Source organism: Pontimicrobium sp. MEBiC01747, assembly GCF_053601635.1.
Genome location: NZ_JBSHNS010000263.1, coordinates 1 through 21,104, shown reverse-complemented (window position 1 = coordinate 21,104; position 21,104 = coordinate 1). Strand labels below are relative to the sequence as shown.

At 31.9% G+C, this 21,104-nt stretch carries 18 protein-coding genes; 10 read left to right on the top strand and 8 right to left on the bottom strand.

The features are described 5' to 3' along the window. The 10 genes from ACVC2P_RS08730 to ACVC2P_RS08685 form a co-directional block, all read left to right on the top strand. Positions 1–1,051: TonB-dependent receptor plug domain-containing protein (locus ACVC2P_RS08730; protein WP_452598091.1), on the top strand; the 1,051-nt coding region annotated here is incomplete at its 5' end. A 209-nt stretch (positions 1,052–1,260) separates the two neighbouring features. Then, entirely contained in the window at positions 1,261–1,386 is a 126-nt protein-coding gene (locus ACVC2P_RS08725) for a hypothetical protein (protein ID WP_452598090.1), read from the top strand. A 74-nt stretch (positions 1,387–1,460) separates the two neighbouring features. Then, the gene (locus ACVC2P_RS08720) at positions 1,461–2,429 is read left to right on the top strand and encodes a TOMM precursor leader peptide-binding protein (RefSeq protein ID WP_452598089.1); all 969 of its coding nucleotides are present in this window, start codon (positions 1,461–1,463) and stop codon (positions 2,427–2,429) included. Positions 2,430–2,448: 19 nt separating this feature from the next. Beyond that, positions 2,449–3,747, top strand: coding sequence for a YcaO-like family protein (locus ACVC2P_RS08715; RefSeq protein WP_452598088.1), 1,299 nt, complete (start codon positions 2,449–2,451; stop codon positions 3,745–3,747). Between the two features lie 17 nt (positions 3,748–3,764). Continuing rightward, the gene (locus ACVC2P_RS08710) at positions 3,765–4,640 is read left to right on the top strand and encodes a SagB/ThcOx family dehydrogenase (RefSeq protein WP_452598087.1); all 876 of its coding nucleotides are present in this window, start codon (positions 3,765–3,767) and stop codon (positions 4,638–4,640) included. A 21-nt stretch (positions 4,641–4,661) separates the two neighbouring features. After that, entirely contained in the window at positions 4,662–5,534 is an 873-nt protein-coding gene (locus ACVC2P_RS08705; protein ID WP_452598086.1) for an ABC transporter ATP-binding protein, read from the top strand. Next, positions 5,534–6,265 carry an ABC transporter permease gene (locus tag ACVC2P_RS08700; RefSeq protein WP_452598085.1) on the top strand — a complete coding sequence of 244 codons (732 nt, stop codon included), beginning with the start codon at positions 5,534–5,536 and terminating at the stop codon, positions 6,263–6,265. The genes ACVC2P_RS08705 and ACVC2P_RS08700 overlap by 1 nt, the downstream gene beginning before the upstream one ends. Then, positions 6,262–6,726 (top strand): hypothetical protein, encoded by a 465-nt coding sequence (locus ACVC2P_RS08695; protein WP_452598084.1) that lies wholly within the window; start codon positions 6,262–6,264, stop codon positions 6,724–6,726. Before ACVC2P_RS08700 ends, ACVC2P_RS08695 begins: the two co-directional genes overlap by 4 nt. 6 nt (positions 6,727–6,732) lie before the next feature. Continuing rightward, a complete protein-coding gene (locus ACVC2P_RS08690) occupies positions 6,733–7,533 on the top strand; it encodes a tetratricopeptide repeat protein (RefSeq protein ID WP_452598083.1) in 801 nt (266 codons plus the stop codon). A gap of 1 nt (position 7,534) precedes the next feature. Beyond that, on the top strand, positions 7,535–9,709 hold the full coding sequence (locus ACVC2P_RS08685; protein ID WP_452598082.1) for a TonB-dependent receptor: 2,175 nt from the start codon (positions 7,535–7,537) through the stop codon (positions 9,707–9,709). Here ACVC2P_RS08685 and ACVC2P_RS08680 read toward each other — a convergent pair whose 3' ends face one another. The 8 genes from ACVC2P_RS08680 to ACVC2P_RS08645 form a co-directional block, all read right to left on the bottom strand. Beyond that, positions 9,710–10,837 (bottom strand): NAD(P)/FAD-dependent oxidoreductase, encoded by a 1,128-nt coding sequence (locus tag ACVC2P_RS08680; RefSeq protein WP_452598081.1) that lies wholly within the window; start codon positions 10,835–10,837, stop codon positions 9,710–9,712. Next, on the bottom strand, positions 10,837–14,007 hold the full coding sequence (locus tag ACVC2P_RS08675; RefSeq protein WP_452598080.1) for a LodA/GoxA family CTQ-dependent oxidase: 3,171 nt from the start codon (positions 14,005–14,007) through the stop codon (positions 10,837–10,839). The genes ACVC2P_RS08680 and ACVC2P_RS08675 overlap by 1 nt, the downstream gene beginning before the upstream one ends. A 102-nt stretch (positions 14,008–14,109) precedes the next feature. After that, on the bottom strand, positions 14,110–14,511 hold the full coding sequence (locus ACVC2P_RS08670) for a hypothetical protein (protein WP_452598079.1): 402 nt from the start codon (positions 14,509–14,511) through the stop codon (positions 14,110–14,112). 4 nt (positions 14,512–14,515) lie between these two features. Next, complete coding sequence (locus tag ACVC2P_RS08665) at positions 14,516–14,971, bottom strand: DUF4440 domain-containing protein (protein WP_452598078.1); 456 nt, start codon at positions 14,969–14,971, stop codon at positions 14,516–14,518. Between the two features lie 135 nt (positions 14,972–15,106). Next, a complete protein-coding gene (locus ACVC2P_RS08660; protein ID WP_452598077.1) occupies positions 15,107–16,078 on the bottom strand; it encodes a DUF3883 domain-containing protein in 972 nt (323 codons plus the stop codon). Next, on the bottom strand, positions 16,062–18,050 hold the full coding sequence (locus ACVC2P_RS08655) for a DEAD/DEAH box helicase (RefSeq protein ID WP_452598076.1): 1,989 nt from the start codon (positions 18,048–18,050) through the stop codon (positions 16,062–16,064). Before ACVC2P_RS08655 ends, ACVC2P_RS08660 begins: the two co-directional genes overlap by 17 nt. A gap of 2 nt (positions 18,051–18,052) precedes the next feature. Further along, on the bottom strand, positions 18,053–19,441 hold the full coding sequence (locus tag ACVC2P_RS08650) for a hypothetical protein (RefSeq protein ID WP_452598075.1): 1,389 nt from the start codon (positions 19,439–19,441) through the stop codon (positions 18,053–18,055). A gap of 3 nt (positions 19,442–19,444) precedes the next feature. Beyond that, positions 19,445–21,104 (bottom strand): DNA cytosine methyltransferase (locus tag ACVC2P_RS08645; protein ID WP_452598074.1); only part of this gene is annotated, 1,660 nt, incomplete at its 5' end.

Genomic DNA, 21,104 nt, shown 5'->3' with positions numbered 1-21,104 from the left:
TAATACTGAAAATTCAATACATGCAAAAACTAAATTTAAACGTCGTTTTAATAGTCGTTTTAAACTTAATTTTGGAGTAGAATATTTCGCAACAAAATTTAATGAAGATTTTACTAATGCAGCTGTTACACCTTTAAATTATGGTTATAATAATAACATTACAGCGGCCTTTGCAGAAGCCGATGTGTTTTTCTCTAAAAAACTAGCCTTAAAAGCAGGATTAAGAACAGAGTATAGCGAATTATTTAAAGAAGCAACACTATCTCCAAGGCTTTCCTTGGCTTACAAAACAAGTGGAAAAGGACAATTATCTTTTGCTTATGGCGATTTTTACCAGAACCCTAATGCCGACGTTTTAAAATTTAATCAAGACTTAACAGCGCAAAAAACACAACATTATATTTTAAATTACCAGTTAAATAACGATGGTAAAATATTTAGAGCAGAAGCCTATTATAAAAACTATAATAATCTAGTGAAGTACGATACCGAATTTACACAATTAGATAGTGATTTTAACAGTAACGGAAGTGCTTTTGCTAAGGGATTAGACCTGTTTTGGAGAGACAGTAAAAGTATAAAAAATGTAGATTATTGGTTAAGTTACTCGTATCTAGATACAGAACGCGACTATAGAAATTACCCAGTAGCAGCACAACCCAATTTTGCAAATACACATAATTTATCTGTAGTAGGAAAATATTGGGTAGACCAATGGAAAAGCCAAATAGGACTAAGTTATACTTATGCGTCAGGCAGAACGTATACAGACCCTAACCAAGTAGGTTTTTTAAATGCAAAAACTAAAAGTTTTAATAGTTTAAGTGTAAACTGGGCCTATTTATTAACCCAACAAAAAATACTGTATTTCTCTGTAAATAATGTATTAGGTATTAAAAATATAAATGGATACCAATATGCAGCCACACCCGATATAAATAATAACTTCTCTAGGCGTGCTTTACGTCCAGCACTAGACCAATTTTTCTTTGTAGGTTTCTTTTGGACTATTAGCGAAAAGGGTAACGATAACCAATTAAATAATTTATAAAAATAGAATTTGCTTGATTTGTAACTCCTTAAAAAATAGTTAATTACAATTAATTTAAAGTAAGGTTTTCCCTTACTTTAAATATGCTTAATGGTTATTTGGTTAGAAAGTTTTATCTGTAGTTTTGACTTAATTGCTCGTTTAGAGTAGTATAGCGTAAGTCGAAAAGCTATAATAGAGTAGACATAATTAATTAAATATTCATTATCATGAAAATTGAAAGATTATCATCGACATTAGGAGCTAGCGACAAATTTATGGTTGCAGCTGGATGTAACTGTAACTGTTGTTGCTGTTGTAACTTTAGTATCTTCTCTGCAGAAGCATCACTCTAAAGTATTGTTAAGTCTGTGTATAATTATGTACACAGACTTTTTTATTCACTAAAACTATAAATTAAGAAAAATATATGCTCAGTAATTATGATATTTTCGAAGATAAAGAGAATAATGTTTATCAAATAAGAACTAAGGGAGATGTCTTTTTAGTTCGTTTTGAAGGAGACGAGAAAAAAGAAATTTTCCTTCATATTATAAAAATCACTAGAGAGAAAAACTACTCGTTTAAAGATTTAATGAAAGCTTTAAAAAGTAAGTTTGAAGAATCTAAAGTAATGCCTGTAATTAACGAATTAAAGGAAAGTGGTATTTTCAATGACTACTACACTAATCCTAAAAAAGATGTTAAAGGTTTAGCATTAGGATTACTAGGTAAACAAGATTTTTCTAGATTAAAAACAGAGAAAACGTTAGAGGTAATAGGCTCTGGAGAACTCTTTGACGCCTTTAAAAAAATCACTAATAAAGGTGATTTTGGTTCTCTTAATTTTACTAAAATTGGAAATAAAAATAATGAAGCACTACTAGAAAAGGCGTTTAAACGGTCAGACTTGGTTATTGTAGAAAACAACCGATGGAACCCTAATTTTTTAGAAAAAGTAAACCAAATAGCATTAATACAAAATAAACCTTGGATGCTAGTTCGAGGAATGTGGAGAGGTTATGGAAGTATAGGCCCTCTATTTTACGGTAAAGAAACGGGCTGTTACGAGTGTTTGTCAGCGAGAGTAAAAAGTAATATAGAACATTTACAATATTTCTTAGCATACGAGAAGCATTTAAAAGAAGAAGATAAATCTGCACAACCAGATTGGGCTCCAACAGGTTTTCATGAAATTATAGCATCGGCAGCAATATTCGATGGTCTAAAGTTTTTAACAGAGTGGGACGTGCCAGAAACGTACAATAACATTGTAAATTTTTTACCGTCGTTAACAACAGAGAAGCATAAATTATTAAAGAATCCTCTGTGTGGCACTTGTAAACCAGAATTGGAATACAACCTATCGCCATGGATAGCCAATATTGCTTTAAAATAATTAAAAACCACTTCTATATATGTATACACCTCAAACTTTAGATAAGTGTTCTTGTATAATTTCAGATGAAACAGGCATATTAAAAAGAGTTTCTCGATTACCAATTCAGAATGGAGATCCTAAACTAATAGCTTTTGGAGTTATACCATCAGAAACATCTATGCTAGGTACAACCTCATTTCCTGGACGAGGAAGTGGTTGTGCATATTCTTGGGAAGGCGCTATGCTTACCACATTGGGTGAAATTTCAGAACGTTACGCACCTGTATTTTACAAAAAAGACGAATTTATAAAAACTACATATAACGATTTAAATGTAGGAAAGAAGATACATCCTTCAGAATATGCCATATACCACGAAAACCAGCATATTCTATATCAAAAAAATGAATTACCAATAAAACCTCTAACCGAAGATTTAGAGCTGCATTGGGTAAAATGTACCGATCTTACAGATGGTGAAGAAGCATGTATTCCTGCAACATTAGTGTATATGCCCTTCTTTGAAGACCCGTATTATATTATGTTTAACACCTCTACAGGGTTAGCAGCGCATTCCAATTTCTATAAAGCGGTTTTAGGAGGCATGTACGAATGTATAGAGCGAGACTCATTTGTAATTACATGGTCTCACCATTTAGATGTGCCTAAGATTAGGATTACTCAAGAAATGCAAGACTACATAGACCAATATTATCCTAAAAACTTTAAATTTCATTTACTAGACGTCACACTAGATTTAGAAAAACCATCAGTATTTGGTTTTTGTGTAGGAGAAAGCGATTATGGTAAGTTTATAACTGTGGGCTCTTCAACTAGAGGAACATATGCAGAAGCCATTAAAAAAGTAATCATGGAGTGCGGACAAGCCGTTTCGTACTTACGACATACTTTTAATAAAAATCCAGATTGGAATAAAGAAAAAATGGATTTAAGAGATTTTGAAGACCATTCGCTCTATTATAATGTCCATAAAGAAGAAATGAAAGTATTCGATAAATGGATAGATAAGGAGCCAAATAAAGAAATCGATTTTAATGAAGTAAGGCAAACTACAGATATAGAAGAAATACAAAGTATGCTTAAAGTCTTTAAAAAGAAAGGCTATAATGTACTCTTTAAAGATGTAACCACAGTAGATGTTAATCAAGCAGGTTTTTATTCTATAAAAATATATATTCCTCAGTTAGTACAAATGGCAGGTGGTTACCCTTTCTATTTTTGGGGAGGCAAACGTTTGTACGAAGTACCACCAGCATTAGGTTATCCCGCAAGAACATACGAAGAAATTTCACGTTATCCTTATCCTTTTCCATAAACTAAAAACGACATTAGATGAATATTGAAAATATAAAAAGAAAATACGACCGCTTAGATATGGAAATGACGAGTGTGCACACTCTAGGAAATACCATGGCTATGCTTTACCATGAGAATTCTAAAGTAAACAAGATAATAGCTAGAAAGCAGATTTCTCAAATAAGTATGTTCGAGAATCCTTATGTGGTAGCAAAATCTAGTCAGCCCTATAAAAACTATTATCAAATAGAAACTCATGATTTAGAAGACTATGCTATACAGGGCGAAAAATCAGATTTTTATAAAACGATAGAAAATCGCCACAGTGGAAGAAACTTTGATGGAGACTATAAAATCTCGCTATTCGAGTTGCATAAAATACTGTTTTACTCTTATGGTATTTCAAAAACAAGTCAAGTTAGCGAAACAGTAAATTGGTCGTTTAGGCATGTACCTTCAGCTGGGGGATTATATCCTCTAGAATTATATGTAGTAATACTAAATGGAGATATACGCAAAGGACTATACCATTATAGCCCAATTAAAAATGCACTATCCTTAATTAAAGAAGGTGATTTTACAGATTATTTAGCAGACTATTCAGGATCTAAACCCTGGGTAGATATAGAAAATGCATCTTGTGTAGTATTAACAACATCTGTATTTGAAAGGCAGATGATTAAATACGGTGAGCGTGCCTATAGATTTATATTAATGGAAACGGGTTTTGTAGCACAGAACATTAATCTTGTTTGCGAACATATCAATTTAGCCTCCTGTATGGTTGGGTTTTATTACGATGATAAAATAAATGAATTACTAGAAGTTAATGGCGTGGGGGAAACCATTCAGAATATTCTAGTAATTGGTAAAGAAAAAGTAGAAGAAGTAAAACAAAAAGAGACAGAATAATAAAATAGACTTTATAACTATATGGATGTAATAACTATTTCAGATTTACATTATACTATTGAAAAAAAAGAGATTCTAAGTGGAATAAATTTTAGTATACAAGAAAACGAAAAAGTAGCCTTATTAGGTAGCAACGGTTCTGGAAAAAGTACGATTATAGATATTATAGCAGATAATTTTTCGCCAACCTCTGGAGAAGTAAAAGTCTATAATAACACGTTTAAAAAACGTAAAAAAGACATTGGTGTTTTATATGATAATAGTCCTTTTTTCCCAGCGTTAAAAGTTAAAGAACTTATTTCGTTTGCAACAGATATTCATGAAATAAAAGAAGAAAACAGTGTTGTAAATCAGTTAAAAGAAAGCTTAGGTATAGAGAAAATTAATAACAGTCTTTTTTATGCTTTGTCTAAAGGCGAGCGCAAAAAAGTAGGTATTATATTGTCTTTAATACACTCGCCATCACTATTTATTGCAGACGAACCCACTTCTTTTTTAGACCCTTCCATGCGGAGTAAATACTGGAAGATTTTATTTAACAGAAAAGATTTAACAGTATTATTTACCACCCATATTTGGGAAGAAGCTGAGCAGTACGCAGATAAAGTAATTTTTATAAGCGAAGGAAAACAGCTGTTAGAAAGCGACACCGTTGCAAATTATCTGTCTGACAAATATATAGCTGGAACTAAAAAAATTGTAGTAGACGCTACTAATGATATTAAAGATAAGTTAACCAATGCCACAGTGGTAACCTACGATGAGCAACACCATATCTTTAGTGAAGACTTTAAAAACACTTTAGGGATTGTGCAACAAAGTATTAATAAATATTCTCTGTTAGAAAAAGGACTAGAAGATATTTATCATTATTTAATTTCAAAAAACAACTAATGAAATCACTTATAACCTCTATTAAATATAATTTGCTAATGTATTACCGTATTAAGGTAGCCCTGTTTTTTACCTTTATATTTCCAACGTTACTATTTGTTATTTTTGGTAGTATTTGGGGCATATCTGATCCAGAATATATATACTTTTTACTGTCTGGAGTTGTAGCAATGAATGTAGTAAGTCAAGGCATTTATTCTACAGGTGCAGTAATAAAACAATATTACCAAGACAACATTATTAAGTTTCTAAAAGGGCTTCCTATGAATGTGTTTAACTACTTTTTAGGTATGGTTATTTGTAGAGCTTTAGTTGTTATTGCAAGTATTTTAATGCTAACACTTATAGCGTTTTTATTCTTTGGGTATACAGTAACACTTACACAACTTATATTACTTGTTTCAGGATCTATTTTTGGTTTAATATTATTCTCTTTTATGGGGCTAATTATTAGCTTTTCTGGAAATTTTAGAAACACAGAAGATGCAGGAAAAGAAATTGGAAATATTGTATACTTTTTAATGATTTTTCTCTGCGATTGTTTTTACCCAGTTAGTGAGTTAAATAGCTTTATAGCGACCCTTAACAAGTTTTTTCCACTAACATATTTATTAAACTTTTATAGAGAAGAAAATATTGGTTATGCATTATTAATGATGTTTGCCTTTTTTGCAGTTTTTGCATTACTATTTATGTATTTATTTAAAAGAAAAGCATTACATAGAGTATGAGTATTTTATATTTATTTGCTAGCCTATTAACATTAACTATTCTTCACGAGTTAGGGCATGTTATTAGTGCACTATTTTTAAAGTTGCGTATTTTTAGTGTAGGCATAACTATGCTTCCATATCCGCATCCTTATGTTAAAGTAGAGAATACAGAGAATAAATTACACCGGTATATCTTTTTTTATTCAGGAATAGCAATGACGGTTACCCTTTTATTAATTTGCCTGTTTAATGGTTTTTTATCTTATAAAATGCTGTATTATGCTTTTGCAATAGAACTTATTATAGAGTTAAACCCGTTTTACTCAGATATTTTTTTAGTAAATGTAGATTCTAACAATTATGGTAAGTTTAACTTTAGTGTTAAAGGGAAAAGAAAACTCTATTTTATATTTTGGGTGGTTTTAATCTTTCTCTTTTTTAGCCCTTTTGGATTTCAAAGATTTCTAACATTTAATTAAATAACAATGAGAACATTATACATATTAGCCATTCTATTCATTACGTTAACTACTGGGTGTGAAAACTCTAAAGCAAATGCAGAAATTGCTTATGCAGAAACCACATTACAGTTTAATGTAAATAATACTATACTAGAGAATATACAAGAAAAAATATACCAAGCCTTTGTAACTGCTGTGACCTCTAAAAATGTAGAAAGTATAGAGCGTATTGAAGATAAGTTGGAAGCATTGGTTAAAAAGCACCCGCAAAATATTATTAAATATTGGAAAGCCTATTTATTTTATTATAAATCAGTCTACTATATGCAAAATAAAGATAGGGCAAATAGTGAGAAAGCTATAAACATTGGGGTGAAAATTATGGAAGAATTAAGCCCTAAAAATGCAGAAGACTATGCCCTTTTAGGAATGCTTCAAGGCTTTGCAATACAATATGTACCTAATTTAAGAAAAGGTGTGTATTCTGTTAAAACTAAAAAAAATATAGAAAAAGCATTAAAATTAGATAGCAAGAATGTTAGAGCACATTATGTAGCTGCAAGTAATGATTTTTATACACCAAAAGAATTTGGCGGAGGTAAAGTGCTTAAAAAACATTTATTAAAAGCAATAGCATTACCCGAACAACCAGTTAAAAATAAATACTTACCCTCTTGGGGAAAAGATTCAAGCTATGTAATGCTTATTGAAGCATTTATTAAAGAAGGCGATATAGCAGAAGCTAAAAAATACTTTAAAGAAGCGATAGCATTATATCCAGATAACTATTCTATAAAATCATTAGCAGTAAAACTAATAGATTGATGTGATTGGAAGTGTAAGAATGATTAAAAATGGCATTGTTGTAATTTGTTTTATATTATACTGCGCTATAGGGTTTGCCCAAACAAGAATTAATGGGACTGTTTTAGATGAAGAACGTATTCCCGTTTTTGCAGCTAATGTCTATTTAAAGAGCGATACAACTATTGGAACCACTACAGATTTTGATGGGAAATTTAACCTGTCTATGTCTATTTTATCGAATAAAGAAGATACTCTAGTCATTTCTTCCATAGGCTACGAAACAGTTTATAAAAAAATAAAAACATTAGTAACAGATAAGGTTAATACCATTATAATTAATACGGCAGAAAGTAAATTAGAAGAAGTTTTATTAAATTATAAATCACCAATATCTGAGCAATTTTCGGTAAACAAATTAGAAAAACTAGACATCTATTTAGATCCTTTGTCTAATGGAGATCCCTTAAAAGCTATTACAGGATTACCGTCATCAACAAACGTAAACGAAAATTCCAGTCCAGCACTAAGAGGAAGCAGTGCTTCAAGGTCTTTAGTGGTGTTAAATGGTGTTCCTGTAGCTAATCCTATAAAAAATAGTCAAGTTAATAGTGTTGGGAGTTTTAGCTTGTTTAATACAGAACTTATAGATAAACAATATGTTTATGCAAGTAACCCGCCATTAACTTACGGAAATTCTAGTGCGGGGTTAATAGAAATAGAATCTATTAATAGATTAAAAGAAAATCAATTAAGCTTGTCTGCAGGACTAGCTAATCTAGGATTCTTTTTATCTCAAAAAACAACAGAAGATAATTTTATACAACTCTACGGGAATTGGCAATTTTCTAAACTGTTTACAGGTTTAAATGCTTCTGGTTTTGAAGCCATTAATTACTTTAGAAATAAAGATGTAGGTGTTAATTACCATCATAAAATAGGTGAGGATACGTCATTTAACGTCTTTAATTATATTATTGATGAATCGTACAGTGCAGAGCAACAGAGTTTTACTTATTTAGGGACACAAGAAACATCTAATACCCGTTATTTTAATGTTTTGAACTTCAAAAAAAAATATGATAAAGGTTATTTAACTATAAACGGAGGTATAGATTTAGCTAAACGAAAGTTTAATTTTGGTAATATAAATTCAGATGTAAAAGAACAACAATTCTATGCTGCCGTTAATTATAAAAACAAAATTTTCGAAGGAAATACATTGCAAATAGGTGCAACATCAACATACAATACCTATAATTTTACAAGTACAATACCCGAATTTTTCTTTGCACAAGCCCCTACAGCACCATCGTTAAGTATTGGAGATAACATTTCAAATCATGTTACGGAATTATACTTATACGATACTCAAAAACTATCAGGTAAATTAACAGGCTCTATTGGAGGTCGAATTAATATTCCAACAACTAACCAAAGCACTAATGTAAGCTATCAGTTTAACCTACGATACAATGCTAATAGTAAGCATTCATTTTTACTAAGTTCTGGTAAATATTACAATTATTCATTACCAGTATTTTTTAATACAAATTACAACTTATTAAAGAGTTATCAAGTCGCATTAGATTATGAGTTTACAAAGAAAGACTATACCATAAATGCCGCAGTATATTATAAAGATGAAGGCGGTGATTTAGTAACTAGTGAGTTCATTGCTTTCGATAAAACAAAAATATTTGGATTAGAATTTGCTGCCCAATACTTTATTAACGACGCTTTTACAGTTGCAGTGTCTAATACCATAATAGATAAAGATATTAGAGTTAACAATACGTTTGTAAATGCTGCAGATGATTTAAATTATTTTGTAAAAGGGACACTATCGTATACCAATCCTAAATATGTAAATGTTGCATTAAGTTATATTGGGCGCTCAGGAACACGATTTACACCCATAGAAACTAGTACATTTAATACTAATGCAAATGCTTTTAGTCCTACATATTCTAATGGTGTTAATAGCGAATCTCTTAATGCTTACAATAGTATAAATGTAACGCTTAATAAAGTGTTTAAAGTAAAAGATAATACACTTATTAGTTATTTTTCTATAAACAATATTTTGGATTCTGAAAACCAAAGATCTCGATTGTATAGTGAAGATTATAGTACTTTTACTTTCGATTACTTACAGCCATTTACTATGTACTTTGGTGTAATGTATAAGTTGTAGTTATTTTAAATACTGTTGCCAATAGGGGTGTTTAGTATAGCGCAACTCTGAAGTATAAAAATGTTTTCTAGAGTTTTGATTCGCTACAAACACAGATTCTATTTTCTGTTTATAAGCATTACGAATATTACTTACATCGTTTTGGTCTTCCATTACAGATGCAATAGTTTCGGCACCTCTAATACCACTATATAAAGCAAAAAACATACCTTGAGAAGAAATGGGGTCTAACGATAAAGCCGAATCTCCAATGGCAATCCACGAGTCTCCAATAACTTCTTTGGCAAAAGAAGTCGCAGCATTACGAGCGGTAACGCCTTCTGCTATATCATTTTCGGTAATGGAATCTTCTAAGAGACGACTTGCGTTAGCGTCTTCTATAAATAGGGAAGGTGTTTTTACCATTTTAGAAACAGTATTGGCTAGCCCATAAAAAGCAATTACTCTTGTGTTATCTGGTAATTTAGCACTGTACCACCAGCCATTTTCAACAGATTTTATTCGGGTAGTACTATCAGGATTTTTGTCACTGGATTTTAACCATACAATAGCAGATAATTGTTCCTCAAAATTTAAACGTTCTATTTGTAATTGTTTAATTAAACTACCAGCTCTACCTGTAGCATCCATAATCCATTGTGCAGAAATAGCACTAGGCAAGTGCTGCTCTTGTGTTTTAAAAGCAAGTGTGTAGTTAGCTTTTTTAGGTGTTTGCCCTGTTTCGTTGGCTATTATTTTTCCTATTTTGGCTTTATAAAAAACGACGCCATTTTTTAATGCTAATTCTCGCAATGCAGCATCAAACTTATGTCGTAAAATATGCCATCCTCCATTTTCGGGGTTTTTAATAGCATCATTATAAGTCCAATTATCCATACCCCATGCCGATACATTAGCTATGCAAATAGAGTAATCGGTTTTTGATAATATTTGGTTGATGTCTGTTATGCCTAAACGATTTAGTAACCGTATAGCGGCTCCTGGTAAGGATTCCCCAACTTTTAATACTGTATCCTTAGCATCATCTACTAAGCATACAGTAATATTAAGTTGACGTAATCGTATTGCTGCAGCGCAACCCGCAGGGCCAGCTCCAGCAATAACAACATCGTAATGTGGTATGTTCATTAATTTCCTCTACGTTTAATGGTTTCGAATTCGTTTCGTTGTTCTTCGCTAAACCATCCCGCTTCAGTTAATGCACGATCTGTATCGCTCATAGCACCATAATTCTCAAGGAATAATTTATGCGCCTCATCTAATTCGGCACCTTTAACAGGCGTTAAGTTTTCTACATATAATGTATCTGGCATCCATTCAAATCCTTTGTCTTTGTTTGGAGATGGCATGGCTTCTACAATTCCCATTTCACCAAAATGATCAATCATATATTGCATTTGTTCTGCAACGGGATTTGCTCCAGGTAATTGACGTAACCAACTTGGTCGGTTTTGAAATGCAGCAATACGTTCTTCATAGGTTTTAGAAGTATCCATAAGTGTACGGTAGTCAATACGTGTTAGTACTTGATTAGGTACTCTTGCTGGCCAAAATGTTGGTAAATAGGGATCGTATTCCATATCGTATCCCGAACGGCAAAATGCTGTATCTCCTTGCCATGGCACCGCCATCCAGCGGGTTAAATCTCCAGGGCCTTGATCGTATAATGGGCCATTCATAGCTGCTACTTCTTCGGTAGTTAGTGTAGAACCGTAAGTAGGGTCGTCTTTTCCAGCTGCACGCATTCTAATACGGTAAGGCGCGCGATACATGGAAGCATTACGCATTGGCCATGTTAATTCTGCTCCTGGATGAAAAGCATCGGCTATACAGAAATGCATATTGGCCTCATCAAGTGTATTGGGTTGCTGTTGTAAATTTACTTTATCGAAAGTTTGATGAGTACTTTCCGTTGGGTCATAATCACTAATAAAATCCCCTTTTACCCATGCCGATAGCACATAATCGTAAAATGCTGGTAATTGCAAATAGGTATCTGCCGATGGTGCTACTGTTGGATCTGGATTGGTATAACCAAATGCATCTCCGTAAATCCAAGGCCAAGCGCCTTCTTCAACAGATTTTACATCCTTAGCTCTAAAACTATTATATATAGTTCTACGTAACTCTCCATTTGGATCTGGATATTTCATACTTACTGGTGCTGTAGATAGCTTTTTTAGCAAGTCTTTATCATTAAAATTCATAGGTGCCCCAGCTCCAAACATAGATAAAAAGCCTTTGTTTACCCATTGTAATTCACTTAAACGTGTTAAAATTGGTTTTACATGCTTTTTAAACGACACGCGAGTTGGTAGTGCTAACATACCAGACGCCATATATACGTTTTGCATTAAATCGTTCATGTTTCTCCAACCCACAATATCTGGTGCATAGTTTGGTGGGGCAGACGCTACCCAAGCGGCATCTGCATCAAAATCTTTATCGCCTACTGTTACTTTTGCTCGTACAGGACCATCTGCAATGTCATCGTACCATCCTGCAGGGTTATTAAATGTGCTTGGTTTTAGCGGATTAAATACGGGCTTATTTTGTGGGCTTGCAGAAACCCCAAAGCCAGGCATAAATAGTAAACGTCCTACAGAGTCAGTACGTAATTGTCCTAACATAACAGGAGTGCCTTGAAAATTTCCGTTTAAATTATAGCTAGAATCGTTCATGTTTAGTCCCATTATTTTCTTTTCTCCAGGATCTATTGCTAAAGCTGCTCTGTCACTACCTTTAACGTCTGGGTTTCTTAATGGAACAGTTAAGCTTACTGTTGCAGGAATATCCATTGCCGCATTAAACTCGTACCAAGCCGATTTTTTATTGGCAACGTGCACAGACCATTCTACTTGTGTGTTTTCCGATTGTTGCACTTCTGCAACGACATTTCCGTTTTTATCATAGCCATAGACTCTAAAGCGTGCTGCTTGGCGTTTTATGGCTCCTGTTTTATCTCGTGTTGATCCAAATTTTGTTGGCTCAGGGTTAGACACTTCTGGCCCTATATAGTAGTCTTTTGTACTATTACCTACACGAGCAATACCTATTCCTGGATGAATGCGTACATGCGTAATGGCATCTATTTGTTCTTGAGTTAAGGCTTTAGGTTGTTCCTCTTTTGGTTGTGGGTTAACCCCGCTAAACGGACATTTTGGATTTTTTATTTCTGGTTTTCCTGGTGCGGTTGGTTCTTCTACTGGCTGTTGGTTCATTTTACGTCTGTAGTTTGCGCTGGTTTGGTAAACGCGTACACGAGCTTGTGCTACGCTACTTTCTTTAGCAGGTTTGTTTTCTTCTGCAGTTCTACCAATATTAAAAGCTAACCAATCTCCATATATTTCTTGTTCTTGCTTAGTAATATTTTGCTTTTTCATTTTTATAGTAGCCACTTTTACTGGAACGGCTTCTTTTTCATTCCATACAACAGTCGCTTTATCTAAAGGAAAATGCTCATCTATATAGGTTTGGCTAAATCCATCTTTTGTTGTTGGGCGTTTTTGGATATAGATGTCTAAAGTAGCAGGGCCTTTTGCCATACGTCCTGCTAAATCTTTTGCTAAAAAATCGGGGTCGTTAATATCTGGCTCTTCAAAAAAAGTTGAGGTACCTGGTCTTAAAATATACTTACAATAACCATCCCCTAACTTAAAGGGGACTACACTCCATAAAGAGGTATCAAAGACAGAGCGAATAGGTTTTGCCATGTCGTTTAGTAATTGATTGGTATTTGGGGCATTGTCTTGAATCCATTCGTTACCCCAACCTTCAAAACTAGCTTTAGTAAAATTACACATATCGCTAGCGGTATCTACAAAAAAGTTAGGGACGTTTTGTAGTAGTAAATCGGCAGTATCCGATTTTTTTGCTTTCTTTCCTTTTTCGGCAGGTTCTGTACTGTCTATGTTAAATATTTTTATACCTATACCAATGGTACTTTTCCAATCTGGTCTTCCATCTGCTAGATCTGATGAATAGCGTACATATACAGGATGTTTAGATGGGTTTTTAAAAATACCGTGTTTGTAGCTATTACAAATTTTATCGTTTTCTAGAATGTTTATTTCTCCTTCTATAATGCCGTGTGTCCTTAAAAACACAGGACGCCTTGCTGGGCATTGTCCTTCCATAACAACGCGTCGTTCTTGCGTCATGGTACAAAACATGTGTTCTAAACAATCTATAGGATCATCGCAATTGCATGTGGTGTTGTAGTACTTGGCATCTTTTGGGGTAAGACTTCGGTCTTTTTTACCATCTTCTCGTTGTTTATCGTTGTAGAGGCTTTTCATAAAGTATAAGTATTGGTTTGATTAGATTTTAAAATTAGGGATTTCTACAACCAAAAAAAATACGTATAAATACGTATTTTTTAATTATTTTTAGTTTTGAGATTAGTGTAAGTGTTTTACATTATCTTTTCCTCCAACTACTTTTCTGAAATCAGTAGGTTTTTTATCGTTTAACAATTTAAGCCCGCCGCTAGAGGCTATTATCTCATTAAAATGCTCTTCTCTAGCTTCATATTGTGTTTTATTAGCGTAGGTAGTAATTAAAATTAAATGATATGGTGCTTCTGGTGTACTTTCTGTTTGTAGCATTTGGTAGGAATGAATGTATCCTTTTTTCTTTGCTTTGTCACGTAACAGTTGCCAGTTATTTTGATAGTAAAACAGCGCTTCTTTGGTATTATTGTCTATTATTTCAACAAAATCTATTGTCGATTGTTTTTCGTCGTGTTGCGCAAAACTTAAAGCGCTTATAGCGCAGCATAGTATTATAATATAGTTTCGCATTGTTTTAGTGTTTGTTGTTTACTCTTGTAGAATGTAATAGCTCTAATCGCCAACCGTCTTTTGTTTTTATAGCGGTAGCACTTTCTAACCACTGCATTTTACCTGTTTCTTTACCTTCAAGTGTCCAATGCGCAAAATTATGGTAGGCTAACCAAGCCATATTGCCTTCTATTTTTACACTTATAAACTCAAAACGGTTGTGGCGTGTATGTAATGGGGTTTGTGTTTTTGCACGTTTTGTATAATCGGCAATCATTTGGTTGTTCCAAACTTCTCCATGTTCTAATAGTATAAAATCGTCGGTGTGATAATCTTTTATTTTAGTAGCGTCTAAACCTGCCCAAACGTCATTAAAAGATCCTGTTATTAATGCCTTTACTTGGCCTTCATCTGTGGTGTTTTGTGCTAATGTAATTATAGAAAAACTAAGCGTTAGTAGGAGTAGAGTGATGCGTTTCATTTTATATTGTATTGATGAATGGATTAAAGGTAAGGAATATTAAAATGCGTTTTATATTATTCAAATAATATATTGTTTACGTTATACTTATCATATAATTAATTCTGAATTTGAAGTTGCCACTATCAGTAATGGTTACCTATTCAATATTATTTTGTATTTATCAATTGTTTTATTCCATTTCGTGCTTTCTAAAATGTTAATACTCGGATTTTGAATACATATAGGTTTGTATTCTTTTTTATTGATTTCTTTGCGATTTACAAGATAAAGCCAGTATTCGGTATGTTTTCTTTTAGCAACTTCCATTTCATTTCTTGACCAAAAGAAATAAGGCCTTTCTCCTTCATAAGATTTGACCTCAATAAAACGTGTTGGTTTTTCATCTTGAACTGTGTTGAATGAAGCAATATCATACCCAGCATTGACGATATATTCAGCTATCCATTGAATTTTTTTTGTACCATTTAATCGATTATGTTCATATTTTAAAACAAATTTTTCAGCTTCTTCTCCATAAATTTGTTGTTGCTCCATTAATTTTTTAAACTCTTCGATGCCTATTTTTCTCTTCTTTATTTGAGGAAGAATTACTTTGTCGAAAATCTTTTTGTAGCGTGTATTTATGATTAAATTGTTAATTTCGTTTGTAGGATGAACTTTTAGAACATTAAAATCTATTAAGAGTTGTTTTAAGTTACTATATTTAAAGCCAAAAGCAGAACTCTTTAATTGTAACGAATGGTAAACTATATCTTGAGAAAAATTTTCTGAACTAAAAATTTCGTAAATTTCATTAACTGATTCAAGACTTAAAAAGAGACGTTCTACAAATTTATCATTCATTTGATTCTTGCTGTTCAAATAATTCTCAAATTTCTGATCGAGTTCTATATTACCATTAATTTCGGCAATTATATTTATGCGAAAAGCAAGTAAAATACAACCTTCAAAAACTGAACGATTGTCAATGACTCTGTTAAAAAAGAGCTGGTTTATATCTCCAATTTTCCATTCTTGCTTTTCAGAATCTTTAAGTGTAGTTAATAACTCAAAGAAAAAGTTTGGTGTACCGAGATTATCAAATTTTCTAAGATCTTTTAGCATAGTCTTTTAAAAGAGCTTTAATAATATCAGTTTCATCATTATCGTTAATTCTTGAAAATAAAGGAATATCATCATTGATAATTTTTTCCATTCGCTCAATCTTGTCATTCAGTCTATTATTAATTACTGAATCAATAGAATTTTGAGAAATGACATAATAATAATTGGTGATTTGATTTTCATCAAGACCAACCCTATGAATTCTATCTTTGGATTGTATAAAATTGGAGGCATTATAATCTCTTTCAAGATATATAGCGTTGTGACAACCTTTATGTAATGAAATAGATTCAGCTACAGAGAATGGATTTGCGATTACTACCTGAAAATCCATATTCTTAGGATTATTGAATTTTTCAATTGTTATTTCACGAAATTCTTGAGGAATTTCTCCAATCAATAGTTCTGACTTGATACTATTTAATTCTAAAAATGCTTTTAATTCTTTTGCATTTTGAATGAATATCGTCCAAATAATAGCTTTTCCGCCTGAAATTAAAATCACATCATTTAAAAGATTAAGTATTGTATTAAATTTTTCTGGCACAGCAAGTTTGTGATAGTTTACTATTTTGGTGAAAAATTCAGTATCACTAACAAACTCGTCATATCCTGATGTAAAACTTGTATTGGGATCCTGATCTGAGAAGTCTCCTCCTTGCTCCAATGAATCTATTAATGTTTTACTTAATAATGAAGGATTCGTTGAAGCTTGTCTTAGCCTAATAAGTTTTGCTCTATTTAAAACGTCCTTAACTGTGGCAGATTGATTCTCTATAAAAGTTTGAATGTATTGCTCTTCAATAAAGTCGTAAATCTCCCTTTGGTGAGAGTCCATAGGGACTTCAATAACACTCTCAATTACTTGCGGAAGTTGTAAATCTTCTTTTTTTATTCTGATGAAAAAGGGAGAGATATTATTTTTTAGTTCTTCCACTTTATTACTTTCTGCTATGCTATTTACAGTTAAATCTTGAAGGTTTTGGTAGTGGAAACCTAAAATTTCTTTGTATTTATAAGGATATATAAATTTATATAAATTATAAATATCTTGATAACCGTTGGGAACAGGTGTTCCTGTCAAAATAACTCGCGAAATAGCTTCTTTAGAAATCTCTGTGACACTTCTTCCCCAAACTCCTTCGTGATTTTTAATGCGATGAGCTTCATCAACCACAACCATTGTTCGATTGGTTTTTAGAAAGTCAGAAATACTGTTTTGTAAATCCGAAACTCCTCCGTGATAAATAAGTGTTACTTCAGCAGGATTTCCAGAATAAAGATGCTCAAGTTTTTCATCTTTAGAAATAGTCTTATCTCCTGATAATCTTTGAAAAGATGTATTAAAACCAAAACAAGATTTATACTCATTTTCCCAAGGTGCAAATGAAGACAATGGTCCAATAACCAGTAATTTATCTACTCTTTGACTATGACCTTCAGGTAGATTTTTAAGATATGCATATGCACCATAGACGATAGAGGTTTTCCCTGCACCTGGAACAGCAAAATTACAAGAGTTTTGAGCGAAAGCCATATGAAAAGCAGAAAGCAATTGCAAAGGATATAGAGTTCTTACTAAATTCTTATCAATTGAATTTTTAAATTCAGTAAATTTTTCTACTAATTCTGGATTGTCTTTGAATTCATTGTTTCTTATAGTATTTGCGTTTTCTACAAATTCGGCAAATAGTTTTTCTTCTCTGTCAAAACTTTTTACAGCCTGTGAAACATTTTCTAATAGTTGCGTTTCTATGCCGACTCGCGCTAATAAATTTTGAATTTCTTGAAGAATTTGAACTTGTGAGACTTCTTCGAAAGGAATTAATATATTATTTTCATCTTTCTTAAAGTTTAATCTATTTAATGAAATCGATAATCTTTTATTATTTAAAATAAAGTCTGTTGAACCAGATAAAACATAGAATGAATCATCTTCCTTGTATAAAATGTCTACTTGAATATTCCTCATTATTATTTAAATAAGTAATAACCAAGATTTTGAATTTTCTTCACTTTCTTTTTTGCATCTTCTATTTCGTCTTCTGGGATTTTAGAAACATCAATTTTTTCTAATAAACCCACTATGTGCGATAAAACACGATTAGGGGAAGTTCTATTTAATGAATCAAAAACGTTATTCCCCAACTTTTCAACTAAATCTTGAACTTCTGGATTTGAAAAATTCTTATGTCCTTTGTTTATAGAATCAAAAGAATCAATACTATTTTGAACACCTTTTCCTGGTTTGTCGGCAGCTCTGTTGTATTGTAATTTTTGATTGTGTTTACGTACATTTTCTTGAAAAGAATCTTTAACTTTTTCTTTATACTTTGTGTCTCTATCGTCAAGATGAGACTTTAAGTTTGGTGAATCGTAATTGATTTCTATTTCTTCAATTTCGTTTGTGCTATTAAAATGTTCTGAACTAAAACTTGACCATATATTTTTATCGCCAAAAAAATGATTTTCTTTAAGACCGTGAGCTAAAAGCCTAAATTCTTTCCCTTCATACTTAACACGGATATAATCGAAAGCAATAGATTTTAATTCATCAACATCTAAATTTGAATATGCCCAGCCAGCCTTTTTACTTTCACTATTGTAATAATTATTTATCCAATTAGTCAATGTTATGAATTGATCTTCACGACCATCTAACTGAGTATATATGCCATCGTAATCTAATGTCTGTAAATATTCATCCATTGTATCAATAACACCAAGATATTCTCTTACTTTAGATGTCTTTTCTCCCATCCAATCTGAAATTCTTTTGATAGCCTCGTCTTCGCCAATTGTTGGCTTCAATTTATCTAATATAGTTTTAGCTTTTAAGTATTTTTCAATAGGATTATAACCAAGCTTTTCATCTTCTCCCATTTGATAAGTTGTTTCCAACTTCTCAATTTCTATTGGGTTTTCTTCAAGTGTGACTGGTAAGATAATTGCTTTGAAATAGTCATATTCTGGAATTCGATTTAAAAGCATTGCTCGTCTATTTCCATCTATAATAATTCCATCTTTCGTTATTATACCAACACGTTGTTGACCAAACTTGGAAATACTCGAAAGCGTTTTTTTATTTCTATCTTCTTTAGACTCCCATAGTAATTGTTCAATTTTTGCTTTTCCTTCATCTGTCTCAACGTCAATTGAATGCTTCTGTTTTTCTAAAGACTTTGTACGACTTAAAATTCTACCGTTAAATTTGTTGTAAATCAAATATTCAAGTGGAATCTTATAAACAGTCATAGATTCTAATTTATCTTCCCACATTATTTCTTGTTTCAATAAATCTTTATTGTCTTTATTTCTGTCTATAACTGATTGAATTTTGTCAATCCTAATTTTCTTGTTCATAAACTATTTACTATTAGCGATAGATGATATTTTATTAATTGCATAAAGCGCAAACAATTGTTTGATAGGGACTTTCTTTTTATACTTAAAGATTACTGTATCATTTTGTTCAAATTCTTTACTTTGATATTCTAACTGATTAATAATTTCTTTGACTTCTTCAACTAATTCAGTTGGTTCTAAAATTGAGTCATTCGAAATTTGGAGTTCATAGTATTTTTGTAAATCTTTTGAAGATCCGATTTTTTCAGAAAAACCATTGTTTATTATTTTTACAAAATTAGAACCTGCTTTTTCTTTCAAAATTATTGGTTCTAATTTCTTATAAAATTCATCTTCTACTTTTTGGTTTTTATAACCTAAGCCAGTTCCATATTGAATTGATGTAAACCATTTATTTTTAGTCTTAGAATTATTTTCGATATCAAAATTTGAAAGCGTTACGGTTAAATTTCCACCTTTTATAGGATGTCTTCTAAATCTTGATTTTTTAGTTCTTTTAGGTTGTTTGTTAAATTGTTTTTCTTCAAAATCATTTAGATTTTGTACACCTTTAAGATTAGGTTTTTGTATTAAATGAGTTTTGTTATTTGTTTTTCCTATTTGATTCAATAATTCATTAGCAAAAGCCCTACTTACAGACGGGCAAACGGCATTACCAACCAGTCTCCATTTAGTATTAGATGAGCCTAAAAATTGATAAGTGAATGGGAAACCCATAATGCAAGCAGCTTCCCTAACTGTTGGCGTACGAAATTCTCCATTACCTTTACGGGAGTACTCAGATTTATATATAAGAGCTTCTCTTGAAGTTCCGCTTTTAGTAGCGGTTATTGTTCGACTAGGTTTATTTCTATTTTCTGGGAAGGACATTTTTCCCATACAATAATGATTAATTTTATGCTCTTTAGATTGTCTCCATTCACTTTTGTAAAGACCACTATCATAAAAATGGTCGGTTAATGAATTAATACTTATTTTAATAGAATCATAAATTGGATCTGTAATTTTTCTATAAGATTTTTTAGAATTGGGTTTAGGAATTTTTTTAAGTAACCTACCTAGAGTGTTCCATTCCAGTAAATTGTCTTCTCGGTTTTGTGAATGTGTAGCTTTAGGTATAATAAGCCTGTTTTTTTTTATTATCTCACCAGAAATTACTCGTTTTCTAGCTTGGTAAGAACCATAATCAGCAGAGTTAATTAGTGGCTGATTACCTTTCAATACTATAGCTGTTTTATTTACTCCAATATTATTGCTTTTTGCCCAATCACCTAGGCCTAAATCATTGAAAGTGTAATAGTCAGCTAAATAGTTTCTTGAATTTGGTACATTTTCCATATACCAAGCTTTCAACTTTGACCCTTTTTGAAATTTTTTTACGGCTACAATACGCAAAAAAATCTTTGTTAAAGTTATCCCTGATTCTTTATCTGCTTTTCCTGAAATGTTAGAACTTGAAAATGAGACGCATGGAGGGGACCCAATAATAATATCAGTATCTGGTAAAAGGTTTATTTCTTTAATAGATTCCTTAAAATCTAAAATATTTTTTACAACAGATTCTGTACCAAAATTATGATTAAATGTTTCAATAGCAGGTTGCCAGTTATCATAACCTTTAATAATTTGAAAACCTTTTTGTCTAAAGCCTTCTGAAAAG